The following is a 13,489-nucleotide window of genomic DNA, read 5'->3' on the forward strand; positions in this document are numbered from 1 at the left end:
ATGTTCTTCATTTAGTGCATCAATCTTCTTTACAGTGGTTTTAGCGGTGCTGTCTTAATGTACAATGTGTTCACGTAAATATATCCAGATTGTACGGAATATACATAATTAATATGAGCCAACACTCTGCCAGTGAAAGCCCACTCGGGCAAAGTACCCAGAAACAGAATTACCGATGGTTAGTCCAGCAAACTGCTGCTTCCCGTTACTGGTTACTGTTTTCCATGTTGTTTGGCATGCTCAATGGGGTCTTGCTTATTCTTCAGGCTTCATTAATGGCCGGAATGATTCATCAGATGGTGATGGAAGGTGTCCATCGAGATCAGCTAATATCCGACTTTTTATGGGTATTGTTATTACTGGTACTCAGGGGTGTTTGTGTCTGGAGTAAAGAGTTCTTTGGTTTTCGTGCTGGCGCTGCCGTGCGGATTGCTATCAGAAAACAGTTGTTGGATAAGCTCCGAAACCTCGGTCCGCTAGCGGTGGCCGAAAGACCGGCTGGCAGCTGGTCCGCTATTGTGGTGGAGCAGGTTGAAGAATTGCAGGAATTTGTAGCGAAGTATCTGCCACAAATGGTGCTGGCGGTGATGATTCCCATCATTATCCTGATGGTTGCCTTTCCTCAAAGCTGGGTGGTGGGCATTGTATTTCTGGGCACTGCACCTTTGATTCCTGTGTTCATGGTGTTTGTTGGCATGAAAGCCGCCGAAGCGAATCGACGTAACTTTCAGGCTCTGGCTCGCCTGGGTGGTTTTTTTCTGGATCGACTTCAGGGGCTTGAAACGCTGAAACTGTTCCAACGAACCCGGTTCACCAGTGAACAGCTGTCTGACGCCAGCGAAGATTTCCGTGTGAAAACCATGCAAGTACTCCGTCTGGCATTTCTATCATCAACGGTACTTGAGTTCTTTGCCTCGATTTCCATTGCCGTGGTGGCTGTGTTTCTTGGCATGACGTTCCTTGGGCACATTACCTTTGGCGGGGAAGTCAGCTTATATACCGGTTTGTTCCTGTTATTACTGGCTCCAGAGTATTACCAGCCTTTACGAGAGTTAGGCACTTTCTATCATGCCAAGGCAAAGGCTGTAGGTGCTGCAGAAGATATTCTGGCCGTGTTGTCCCGTGAAGATACGAAGGTGCATTCTGGTGATATGGCAGTGCCTGCTAAACAACCTCTGACCATTGTTGCCAGGGGGCTTTGTGTAAAAGCGGGATTAGAGACTCAGCAATCGCAATCGTTACTGTTAAATGATGTGTCATTTAACCTGCAGCCTGGTCAAAAGGTGGGCATTATTGGCAGCAGCGGTGCTGGGAAAACCACGCTGATTAATACGCTAATGGGCTTCCGGAATTATGAGGGTGATATAGACATCGCGGGTCAACCATTGGCCATGACGGAGCTTGCCAGTTGGCGCGCAGAGATTGCCTGGCTGGGTCAGTTGCCACTGATTATTCACGGTTCCGTTTACGACAATATTGCCTTTGGGCGATCAGTTACAAAAGATCAATGCTATCAAGCGCTGGCTAAGGCCCAGGGGTTAGACATCCTGAAGAGTTTACCCAATGGTATGGCCAGCCCTTTGAAAGAGCAGGGCGGAAACCTATCCGTCGGGCAGGCGCAACGCATCGCGCTGGCTCGCGCCCTGGTGATACCGGCAAAAGTGTTGATTCTGGATGAACCAACGGCCAGTTTGGACGCGGCCAGCGAAACTCTGGTGCTGGATGCCCTGAACGCCATTCCGGATGATTGTACGGTTATCACCATTACCCATCGATTGAATCAGCTGCAGGGGATGGATCAGATTCTCATGCTGGAAAAAGGCCGTTTGGTGGCCAGTGGCTCGCCGGAATCATTATTAAAGGAGAATGTGCACTATCAGCAGTTTCTCAGTGCACACAGCGGGAGCCTTGATGATGCGTGATCTCTGGTTTTTCCTGAAGCTTTACCGGCAGCACCTTGGATTGCTGGCACTGGGCATTCTGCTCGCCATTGTCACTCTTCTGGCCAGCCTTAGCCTGTTGTCTTTATCCGGCTGGTTTATCTCTGCAACGGCCATCGCCGGATTGACCGTAGTGACTGCTCAGACGTTTAACTTTTTTACACCGGGGGCCGGGGTTCGAGGTTTTTCGATTCTCAGAACCGCAGCCCGTTATGCCGAGCGTCTGGTGAGTCATGATGCTACTTTTCGGCTATTGTCCGGCTTACGGTGTTGGTTTTTTGATAAGGTCGTTCCTGTCTCCCGGGAGCACCTTGGGTATTATCGCAAAGGCGAGCTGTTAGATCGCTTGGTGGCGGATATTGATGCGCTTGATCAACTGTATCTGCGATTACTCAGCCCTTTGATCGCTGCGGTGACGGTCACGTTGCTGTTATCACTGTTTCTCAGCTTTTTCAGTACTACCGTGGCATTGCTGGTCCTAACTATCATGACGTTGTGGATTATTGCTATGCCGCTGATTTTTTACGTGGCCGGAAAAAAGACGGGCGAATCCATGGGGATCAAACAATCTGTATTGCGCCAGCAGGTGTTGGATTATCTTCAGGGTATGACGGAGCAACAAATCTATGGCAGTGACGATGCCAGCCGGGATCAGGTTCGTCTCATGGAGCGTGGTTTGATCGATGATCAATCCAGAATGTCGTCACTGGAAGGCCTTGGGTCTGCTTTGTTTGTCACTGGTTCTGGCTTAGCGTCATTATTAGTGTTGTTTATTGCCAGCGGGGAAATGGCCCAGGGGGTTTTCAGTGGCCCAGTGATGGTGATGATGGTATTTGGTGTGCTTGCCAGCTTTGAAGCATTAATGCCGTTACCGATGGCTTTTCAGTTCTTAAGTCATACTCGTCATGCAGCGGGCCGGCTGCGTCAGGTCGTTAGTACGCCGGTGGTTTCATTTCCTGAAAAGACCGGTGGTGTGATCACTAAAGGTGACGTCCGGTTCTCTGGCGTTACTTGTCACTATGGATCAGCGCTGCCAGTGTTACAGGAATTGTCTCTCACCATTCCTGCGGGCAGTCATACGGCAATACTGGGGAAAACCGGTTCCGGAAAGTCGACGTTGATTACCTTGTTAACCCGAGGCCTCGAAGCAGAAGCTGGAACCGTTTCTATAGATGGCATTAATATCAACGGGTTTTCAGAACATGAACTGTATCGAGGCATCACCGTGGTGCCTCAGAAAACCGATGTCTTCAACGCAACGTTAAGGGAGAACCTCCAGCTTGCTGCACCGGATGCCAGCGATGACATGCTAATGGCAGTGATTCAACGATCCGGGCTTCATCAAATAGCGATGACGGAGAGTGCCAATGCCGGATTACTGGATATCTGGTTAGGGCAGGGTGGAGTGGCGCTTTCTGGTGGCGAGCAGCGCAGGCTGGCCATTGCCAGAGCGTTGTTGAAGCCGGCACCGGTTTTGATATTGGATGAACCCGGAGAAGGGTTGGATATCCATAGTGAGAAAGCACTGATGGAAGAGGTACTGCAGTCTTTTGAAGGCAGCACTATTATCATGATTACCCATAAAACCACCTTGCTTGAAAAGATGGATTCGGTCTACTTTCTGGACTCCGGTAACTGTTCAGTCATGAAATAATGCTTTAAGTACCCGATCATATGGAAAGGTAGCTTGGGTAGATGGTTAATCTATTTAATCTATTTAATCTAAGCTGCCTTGTTAAAGTTGTGCATTTAGTTAGTGCTGCTAACCATCTTGTTAGACGCCTGGATCTTAGACGTTAGTATCATGCTTTAATATTTTTATAATGTATAAAGGAGTATGGTGTGTCTGCGTTATCAGCCATACAAAACACCAGTTCTATAGCGACATTATTTCCGGATAATCTGTTAACAAGTCATAAAAAAGCACCTTCGGAACCCCTCATTCCCAAGAGGGCTGCTGCAGAATCATCTGCCCCTGACAAACCGTTGCACCAGCGTAAGATCGAACAAGTAAATGTTGTTCAACGAGTTTTTAATGCAATCGGCAATGGTCTGTATACCTGCTATCGGTCGATTCAGATTTTGGGGTACACCATTAATATTATGGTAAGAAATGGTAGCCCGAAAAGTGTTCAGCAGGCTGCTGATGGTTTGGGTGGCGTATTTCTTAAGCTGCTTCAATTTATTTGCAGTTCTGAAGGCATGGCCAAAAAGTTCTTTGGGGATAATTATGAAGATTACACGAAAGCTCTGCGTCATGTGAGCAGCAGTAACAAACCCATGAGCAACCGGCAGTTGATTCGGTGCCTTGAAGCTGCAGGTATCGATTATGAACCTGAACTTCTTGATGACAGAACAAACCTTGGTGTTGGTTCTATTGGTGAGGTACATGACATCTATACCAAGTCAGGACAGACTCAAGACCCAACGCTGGCCAAAATTACACCGATGTCCATTGTGGTCAAACTTATTTCCCCTGCCAACGAGGCTAAAATTCTATCGGATATCAATCTGATGACACTGTTGATGAAAGTGGTGAATTTTATCGCGCCAGGAAAGTTGGGTTCTGGCATGAAAGCAGCGCTCACGGATTTTATTGAAAGCTTTAAGAGCGAACTCAATCTGGCGGGGGAAGCCATAAATACTCAAACTCAGGCCGAAGTATTCAGCAAATTGCCAGCATGTGAAAAATTTGAGATCAATGATCAAGACCTTGAACCCATAAGCAGGCTGTATGATCCACCGGATACTCAGTTGTTGGACAATCTGGGCGTCAAACTCAAATTTAAAGTGCCTGAAATCTATCCGCGCTATACAACCCGCCACTCAATGGTGATGCAGCGGGTAGAGGGCGTAACGCTGACGGCTTCTGACAAGAATGATCAAAAATTACGCGCCATTCTACAGCGAGTATTGAAGATACCAGAAAAGGTCATTACCGTTGATCGATTGGAAGCTCTTCGCAGTAGCATCAAGTTTCTTGCTTTTGCTCAATGGCTTTACTGTTATTCCCGATCAGGATTTTTCAACGCCGATATCCATGATGGCAATATTATGGTCGCTGAAGAAAATGGTGCCCTATGTGTGTACTTTATTGATTTGGGGAATGCCTTGCAGCATACGAAAGAACAAACCGTCGCAAGTCAGAAAATAGGCATTGCCTTAAGGGAGTTGAAAGAGCCGGGATATTTACATGAATCGCTGCCTAAAATAAGCAGAGAACAAGCACTGGATACAGTGGTTGAATGCCTTAAAAAACTTGGTGAATTCAAAGCGGGTGCCGTGAACTGGCAAGCGATTAAAAATAATATTAATGCGTTGGTTAAGGACGGTGATACCGAAGCACCGGAACAACGCCCTATTGAAATCTTTGATATGATTCATCAATACGGTGTAAAAACCCCAAAAGACATTATGGCGCTGTTCAGGGCTATGACGCTTATCAAGGGCAACAAACCACCGGATATGGAGAAGATGAAGTGTATTGCCACCCAACAGCGTCAGCAAATGAAAAGTTAATCGCTTAGATCGGAAGGTTTATATAAAAAGCCGGGAGCAAGTGCTCCCGGCTTTTTATTATTTGGCCATGAGTGTGTCCAGCGTTCTGGTCACAGCGTCTGGTGACTTTGTTTTTCGTGCCAGTAAGGAATACATGGAAGGCACAACAAACAAAGTAAGCAGGCTGGAAACGGTCACACCGGCAAAGACCACAACGCCAATTGAAAAACGGAATTCAGCACCAGCTCCACTGGCCAGCAGCAGAGGAATGGCACCCACAACCGTGGTTAAAGCCGTCATTAATATAGGGCGAAGGCGCAGTGCAGATGCTTCGAGAACGGCTTGATCAAATGTCATACCCTGATCACGAAGCTGGTTAATAAACTCCACAATCAAAATACCATTTTTAGCCGACAAACCAATCAACATAATCATGGCCAGCTGGGTGAAAATGTTGAGGGTTTCGCCGGTCACCGCCAGCCCCAGCAAAGCACCCGATAGGCCAAGTGGCACTGTCAACATAACAATCAATGGGTGTACAAAGCTTTCAAACTGCGCTGCAAGTACCAGGTAAACAATCAGCATCGCCATAATGAAAACAAAGGCAATAGCACTCTGGTTTGTTCGATAATCCAGCGACTCGCCTTTATAGTTCACGATGACTTCCGGTGGCAGGTGCTCCACCACTTGTTGATCCAGAAATTCCAGTGCCTCACCAATGGAGTAATTACCCGCAAGGTTGGCTTCAATGGTAATAGCGCGGTTACGGTTATAGTGGGTCAGTGACGATGCCTTGCCAACTTCTTCCATGGTCACAAGGTTGTCGAGACGAACAAGACCACCGGTGGTACGGGAGCGAACATACAAAGACGACAGATCAGTGATGCTATTGAACGCATCTTCTTTGGCACGCAGATAGACGTCATACTCCTCACCACGTTCCATAAAGGTGGTGTCAGTCACCCCACCCAACATGGTTTCGAGGGTAGCGCCAATTTCTTCCGCAGACACTCCAAGCTCCTGGGCCCGTTCACGATTGATGGTGATTTCCAGCTGAGGCTGATTCTGGTTGAACCCGACGTTCACATCCTGAAGTCCCGGGTTTTCTCGCGCTTTTTCAGCGATGATATCCGCCCATTCAACCAGTTGATCGAAAGAGCCGCCACCGAGCACAAACTGAACAGGGGACTGAGAACGCCCTCCAATGGTGGAACGCATAACCGGTATGGCGCGAACATTGGGAATATCAGCAACCAACTGACGCACCTGATTCATTACCTCCTGGGCACTGACGTCACGATCAGCCCAGTCTTCAAGCGTGCCGATCAGTATGCCGGAGTTACTGCCACTGTTGCCGCCCCAGCCCGGTGAACGGACAAAGAGATACTTCAGAACACCCTGACCCAATTGCGGCAGCAGTTTGGCTTCCAGCTGCAACATGCTTTCTTCCATGCTTTCGTAATTGGCGCCGTCGGGGCCTTTCACAATAACAATGAATTCACCACGGTCTTCCGGAGGTGTGAATGTCTGTGGGATAGTCGGGAAGAGCAGGGCGGTTACTCCCAAAGAGGCCACCAGAAGCATCAAACCAGACCAGCGGAAAGCCAGCATTTTGGACAGCAGCTTTCGATAACCGGTGATCAGTTTTTCATTGGTGCGATCAACCCACAGATTCACTTTTGAAGGCTTAACGTTCAGCTTCAACAGCTTGGAGCTCATCATGGGCGACAGTGTGAGAGCAATCAGACTTGAGAAAACCACGGCACCAATTAACGTCATGGCATATTCGGAGAACAGTTTGCCTACCGAGCCTTCCATAAAGACGATGGGGACAAACGTCATAACCAATACGACGGTCGTCGCAATAACCGCAAAACTGACTTCTCTCGCACCTTTCCATGCGGCAAGCAACGGTGGTTCGCCACGCTCAAGATGCTGGTGGATGTTCTCAAGGACAACAATGGCGTCATCCACCACCAGGCCAATGGCCAGAACCAGTGCCAGCAGCGTCAGAAGGTTAATGGAATAACCAAGCAGGTGAATCACGATAAAGGCGCTGATCAGGGAAACGGGAACGGTGACTGCAGGAATCAGTGTCGCCCGAATATTGCCAAGAAATATATACAGCACCAACACCACAAGGGCAATGGTCATGCCCAGGGTTACGTACACTTCATCAATAGAAGACTGAATGTAAACAGACGAATCCTGAGTGGTGGTCAGGTACGTACCTTCTGGCAGAAATGGCTTAAAGGCTTCGATCTCTTTTTTGATATTGGCAATCACTTCCAGAGGGTTTGCCTGAGATAGAGGCACAATACCCAGACTGAGAACGTTTCGACCATTGGCTTTGGCCAGAGAATCAATGTCTTTGGCTTCGGTTCGAATGGTGGCGATGTCTTCTAGATAGACCTTGCTCGAACCGTCCTGACGAATCAATAAACGACGGAAGTCATCAATGGTGTTGTAATCCCGGTTGACTCGAACCGGTAAGGTTCTCAGGGCATCAGTGAGTTCGCCGGCGGGCAGTTCCACGTTATCCCGACGCAGGGCGCTGCGAATATCGCTGGTGGTGATTTGACGGGCAGCCATGGCATTGGCATCTAACTCAATGCGCATTACGTATTGGCGTCTGCCCATGACGTCAACGGAACTAACTCCATCCACCAGAGAAAGGCGATCCTGAAGCGTTCGCTCGGCGTAATCGGTCAGTTCAATCTGTGACATGGTGTCACTTTGCAAACTGATACTCAGGATCGTTTCACCACTGCCGTCGTTTTTCCAGACGATGGGCGATTCTGCATCATCCGGCAAGCGCCAGATGACTCGGGACATGGCTTCCCGAACGTCATTGGCAGCGGTTTCCATATTACGGTCTGAAGAAAACTCGATTGTGATGCGTGAACTGCCATTGCGGCTGGTGCTTTCAATAAATTTCACACCTTCAATGCCGCCGAGCTGATCCTCGATAACATCGGTGATTTTACTTTCAATCACTTCAGCAGATGCGCCGCTGTAAGAAGTTTGCACCATAACGGTCGGTGCGGTGATATCAGGCAGCTCGCGAACGGGCAGCATCTGAAAACAGACGACACCAAAGGTGATCAACAACAGGCTGACCACCGTGGCAAAGACCGGGCGTTTAATAGAAAGATCGGACAGTATCATGTTCAGAGCAGCCCTTCAGTGAGGGAAGAAGGTTGCGGGTTAGCGGTGATGCGTGGCTGATCACTGGATAGAATTTTCACTGGTCGGCCGTCAGAGACTTTGACGATCCCTTCGTTCACCACCATTTCTCCGGAGGCTAGTCCGGAGAGCACAACGATGAACTCATCAATGGTGTCGCCTGTGGTAATGAGTCGTTTTTCTACCTTGCTCTGCTCATCGATCACAAAGACAAAACGACGGTTGCCGTCAAAAAGAATGCTACGGGAAGGCACCACCAACCTCTCGATGGCAGAGCGTTGAATACTGGTCTTCATCAACATACCCGGACGCAGCTGTTGCGATGCATTGTCCATCTGGGCGCGAACCTGAAACGTCAGGTTAATGGGGTCGATTCTTGGGCTGATACTGGTGACAGTGCCCAGGAAGGTTTCTCCCGGCCAGGCATCGGATGTGGCGGACACCAGAGTGCCAATGTCAATATGGCTCAAACTGTTTTCTGGCAGGGAGAAATCCAGTTTCATCGTGCTCAGGTCATCCAGTGTGGTAATGATGGAACCGGCATTAATCAATGCGCCAGCGCTGACATTATGAAAACTCAGCTTTCCGGCAAACGGGGCTTCCAGGGTGTAATGATCCAGCTTGACTTGCTCGGCCTGAAGAGTGGCGGCCAGTCCGTCGACAGTGGCTTTTTGTGCTTTCAGCTCATCAATGGAAATGGCTTTTTTCTTATTAAGAGCCTCCATATTCGTCAGTTGACGTTTTGCATCCTGCAAATTGATCCGGGCTTTTTCGACCACCGCCGTCTGTTCACGCCCGTCCATTTCAACCAGCAGTGTACCGGATTTTACATAACCGCCATCCTGTAGATTCAGGCTGACGATGCGGCCGTTGATTTGCGGTGTGATGTCGACGGATTGATTGGCCGACAGATTGCCGAGGGCCAGTATCTTTTGTTGCACAGACGTTTCCATAACGGGAAAAGCCGTCACAACCGGCGCCTGCGCACCACCAGGCGCACTATCAGGCGCTGCAACGGATGCCATGGGCAATGTGAAAAGTGTGCCAGCGAGCGCCAGTAGGCAGATAAGCTGCTTAACCGGATGCTTGCGGTGGTACTGAGCCAACCATGGCGGTTGAAAGAGAGGGCGTACTGACATTACCCGCGTTCCCCAAAGCTGAAATATAAAAGTTGTGCGGATTATAGGGGTGAAGGGCGTGAAACATACCCAGTAATATCAACCCATTTGTCGCAAATTGTATCAAGTGCAATAGTGGCGGCTTTGGAGGTTGCAGGAAATGGTTGTTAATACTAAGAATTCTTATTTGCGCCCAACCAAGGGAAATAATTGAGGCGTTTCTTTAAACGCTGAAGAAGTGGCTTCAGCGTTAGTTTTTTATAAGCGATGGATGTCGTTATTTCAGGACTTCAAATTCAAGCTGACTAAACGTTTGTAGACGTTTTACAAGTCGATCTCCCAGCAAAGTGGCTGGTGTCCAAAATCCACCAGACTGTCCGGATTTCTGGCCATTGTTGTGAAAGTTCAGAGCCAGAGTAGCGGCAGCCTGACCGAGCATACGACCGGTAGATCCATAGCCTGGGTCACCCTGACCAACCACTTTGGTTTTGATCACTTGACCGTCGGACGTTTCGCCAGAGAACCGCAGATCATAGAATCCGGACTTCTGAGCTTCTGGGGACGGGCCTTCACCGGGCTTGGGGAGAACAAATTTTTCCATAAACCAGCGGGTAGGCTTTAAGGCGGCAGAAATCATAAATATGCCAAGTCCGGCAACCAGAGTGGTCGCACGAAATCGTCCTTTACTGCCTTTGCCCATGAGCATGGCTTCGTCATAGGTGAAGTCGGCGCCATAGGGATGTTTGGCAATGGCGTTTGAGCGCAGCACAACTCTGGTATTAATACCGGCCATGATAAACGGCGCTATCCAGGCACCAAAGCCTTTGTCAAATATAGGTTTGCCAACGTTGAGTTGTCTCACAGGTTTGGCATCTGATTCCGGACAAAGCAGGTATGGGTTAACCAGTTTTTTACGCAGCGTTGGGTCTTTTGACATTTCTTTCGTGATGTTAACCATACTGGCGATCGTGCCACCGGAAGCACCACCTTTAGCGGCTTTAACCCGCATGCTGACTTTTTTGCAGTATTGTCCGTGGTGCTGAAGCGATTGCTGTTGAAGAAAATGCACGCCAAGGTCGGAAGGTATTGAGTCAAAACCACAGCAGTGAACAATTCTTGCGCCGGATTCTTTCGCTGTTTCTTCGTATTTCTCCAGCATGTCGTGGATCCACTGAGGTTCACCGGTAAGATCGCAATAATCGGTACCGGTTTCACTGCACACTTTCACCAGGGCTTCACCATAAAGAGCGTATGGGCCAACGGTACTGACGACAACGTTTGTTTGTTGGCACATGTCGTTCAGCGCGTTTTCATCACTGGCGTCGGCCACAAAGACGGGCAGGGAAGCGTTGCCCAGATTCTTTTTCAGTTGTTCAAGTTTATACTTCGAGCGACCCGCAATCCCCCATGTGAGGGTTTCCTGAGAGTCGCTATTAAAGGTGTCTTCAAGGTATTGGCAAAGTATCTGGCCAACAAAGCTGGTTGCTCCGAAAACAACGACATCTAATGGTTTGCTCATTTTATTATTGTTCCTTCTTATGATTATGTGTTGAGCATCAATTTTCTGGAGGTTGTCAGCACATCAGCGCTGGCAAAGCTCACCTTGATCAAAAACGACCATGTCTCCCGGGTTAAGAGGGTGCCATGTTTCATTAATGGTGAGGGGCTCCGTGGCTATGACTGTCACCACATCGTTCTCGGTGGTTTCTTTGGCAAAGTCCACGGTAATATCCGCATCCTTCAAACTGGCCTGATCAAACGGCGCACGTCGGGTAATCCAGGTTAATTTGGTGGAGCAGTAGCAGTAGAGGTATCGGGAGTCCGTCAGGAGCATATTGAACACGCCCAAATCCCGCAACTGATCGCAGAGGGATTTGATGAATCGCTTAACCGTAGCCGGACGCTGTGGTGGCTTTGGAAAACGGTTTCTAATCTGGTCCATGATCCAGCAAAACGCGTGTTCACTGTCGGTCGTGCCCACTGGAATATAGTGCGATAAAGGCAGTTTTTTTACGCCTTTGAGTTGGCCGTTATGGGCAAAGGTCCAATACTTCCCCCAGAGTTCACGGGTAAACGGGTGTGTGTTTTCAAGGGCGATTCTACCGGCATTGGCTTGTCGTATGTGTCCGACAACGATATTGCTCTTGATAGGGTAACGACAGACCAGCTCGGCAATTTCCGAATTACAGCTTGGGTTAGGGTCTCGAAATTCACGAAGACCTTTCCCTTCATAGAAAGCAATGCCCCAGCCATCACGGTGAGGGCCGGTGTTACCACCGCGCTGCATCAAACCACTGAAACTGAAGACGATGTCAGTGGGCGTATTGGCACTCATTCCAAGGAGTTCACACATGGGTTAACAGCTCTAAATACTGGGTTCGGTACGTTGTTTTTGCGATGTTTTGTTGCCACTTTTATTGCCACTTTTTGGTGATTTATCACCTTTTTTTGGGGCTGGGCTAGTTTTTTTAACGGGTAAAATCAGAGCGACGATCATTGCTATACCGGCTGCAATCGCCGCTATCTGGCCGCTTCTCCACATGGCATCCACACCAATGCCTAAACCATCGTAAAGGCTGATAACAGCTGCCGGCGCCAGGAAATGCTCATCAGTGTTAACGTACCAGGGCACATAGACCAAAGCAGTAGCAACCAACATGACGATGCGCCGCAACCTGGGCCACCAGCGTCGAACAATAAACCATAGACTGATCAAACATCCGGTCGCACCCACCAGATAGGTAATCCAGCCCCACATATATTGAGCTTCAGTCATTCATTCTCCATTAAAAGCAGAAGATGAAATCGAGCCGAAAGCCTTTGCCGTTAGAAAGCGCAGGTAACAGGCTAAAATTCAGTGCTTGTCTATATTAAGTACCCAACCATATGAAACCATATTTTCTGGCTTAGTGGTCAGCCACTCTCGGCAACTTGCTCCTGCGTTGCTCTATCTCCTGCATCCATGCAGTCATATGGCGTTACATCTGCGATTACATAGCTATGGCTATGCTCACTCCGATGTGCCTTGCATAGTGACTAACCGCTAAGCCAGAAATATTCGATTTCATATGATCGGGTACTTAGTTATCCGCCAAGGATGCATTTTGCATCATTCGAGCAATGATTGAAATCTATCGCGCAGGCTCTGTTTGCGTTTTGGATTATCCGTCTTTGGATATCAGCGTTAGGCTATGAAGAACATCAAGAATAAGTGCCGGAGTAAGCATGTTATTAAGTGTCGGAAATTTTCAGGACTGGTTGGGTCTTTTCGTTTTGTTGGGCAGCTGGATTGGCTATACCTGTTATTCACATTGTCGGTCCCGGTCCTCAAGCTGTTTATCCAGTGTGCTGGCGCAGTATCGGGAAGAATGGATGATTCGGGTTATTGCCCGTGAAAACAGAACGTCTGATGCCAGTTTGATCAGTAGTCTGCGCGCCAGTGTCAGCTTTTTTGCATCCACCTCTTTGCTCGTTGTCGCAGGTTTGATAACCGGTATTGCTGCATCAGAACAGGCGGTCAGTGTGATATCGACTATTCCTTTTGTGAGGACCACAACGCAGGAATTGTGGGAGCTGAAAATGCTGGTCATGATCATTATATTTATTTACTCATTCTTTGAGTTCACCTGGAGCCTCAGGCTCTATAACTTCGCATGTGTTCTGATGGGCAACAGCCACTCCCGATGAATATGCGACACAATCCATTATCAGAAAATTGTCGTAAGCACTATTTGATAGAACAATGAA

The 13,489-nt window shown here is 48.5% G+C and carries 9 protein-coding genes; 4 read left to right on the plus strand and 5 right to left on the minus strand.

The annotated features are described in order from the left end of the window. Positions 1 to 113: 113 nt before the first annotated feature. From cydD to Q1B11_RS18945, 3 genes are all read left to right on the plus strand, one after another. Complete coding sequence (cydD, locus tag Q1B11_RS18935; RefSeq protein ID WP_299735333.1) at positions 114 to 1,922, plus strand: cysteine/glutathione ABC transporter permease/ATP-binding protein CydD; 1,809 nt, start codon at positions 114 to 116, stop codon at positions 1,920 to 1,922. Then, positions 1,912 to 3,594, plus strand: a complete 1,683-nt coding sequence (cydC, locus tag Q1B11_RS18940) for a cysteine/glutathione ABC transporter ATP-binding protein/permease CydC (RefSeq protein ID WP_299735336.1) — start codon at positions 1,912 to 1,914, stop codon at positions 3,592 to 3,594. The genes cydD and cydC overlap by 11 nt, the downstream gene beginning before the upstream one ends. A 188-nt stretch (positions 3,595 to 3,782) precedes the next feature. After that, on the plus strand, positions 3,783 to 5,459 hold the full coding sequence (locus Q1B11_RS18945) for an AarF/UbiB family protein (RefSeq protein ID WP_299735338.1): 1,677 nt from the start codon (positions 3,783 to 3,785) through the stop codon (positions 5,457 to 5,459). A gap of 57 nt (positions 5,460 to 5,516) precedes the next feature. Here Q1B11_RS18945 and Q1B11_RS18950 read toward each other — a convergent pair whose 3' ends face one another. From Q1B11_RS18950 to Q1B11_RS18970, 5 genes are all read right to left on the minus strand, one after another. Continuing rightward, on the minus strand, positions 5,517 to 8,606 hold the full coding sequence (locus Q1B11_RS18950; protein WP_299735340.1) for an efflux RND transporter permease subunit: 3,090 nt from the start codon (positions 8,604 to 8,606) through the stop codon (positions 5,517 to 5,519). Positions 8,607 to 8,608: 2 nt separating this feature from the next. Next, the gene (locus tag Q1B11_RS18955; protein WP_299735342.1) at positions 8,609 to 9,763 is read right to left on the minus strand and encodes an efflux RND transporter periplasmic adaptor subunit; all 1,155 of its coding nucleotides are present in this window, start codon (positions 9,761 to 9,763) and stop codon (positions 8,609 to 8,611) included. Between the two features lie 256 nt (positions 9,764 to 10,019). Then, complete coding sequence (locus Q1B11_RS18960; protein WP_299735344.1) at positions 10,020 to 11,261, minus strand: saccharopine dehydrogenase NADP-binding domain-containing protein; 1,242 nt, start codon at positions 11,259 to 11,261, stop codon at positions 10,020 to 10,022. 63 nt (positions 11,262 to 11,324) lie between these two features. Further along, complete coding sequence (locus tag Q1B11_RS18965; protein WP_299735347.1) at positions 11,325 to 12,095, minus strand: class II glutamine amidotransferase; 771 nt, start codon at positions 12,093 to 12,095, stop codon at positions 11,325 to 11,327. Between the two features lie 12 nt (positions 12,096 to 12,107). Then, positions 12,108 to 12,518, minus strand: a complete 411-nt coding sequence (locus tag Q1B11_RS18970) for a hypothetical protein (protein WP_299735349.1) — start codon at positions 12,516 to 12,518, stop codon at positions 12,108 to 12,110. A 449-nt stretch (positions 12,519 to 12,967) separates the two neighbouring features. On the opposite strand from Q1B11_RS18970, the gene Q1B11_RS18975 reads away from it, so the two are divergent. Beyond that, positions 12,968 to 13,429, plus strand: coding sequence for a DUF599 domain-containing protein (locus Q1B11_RS18975; RefSeq protein ID WP_299735351.1), 462 nt, complete (start codon positions 12,968 to 12,970; stop codon positions 13,427 to 13,429). Positions 13,430 to 13,489 lie beyond the last annotated feature (60 nt).

Source organism: uncultured Endozoicomonas sp. (assembly GCF_947495845.1).
Classification (GTDB): domain Bacteria; phylum Pseudomonadota; class Gammaproteobacteria; order Pseudomonadales; family Endozoicomonadaceae; genus Endozoicomonas.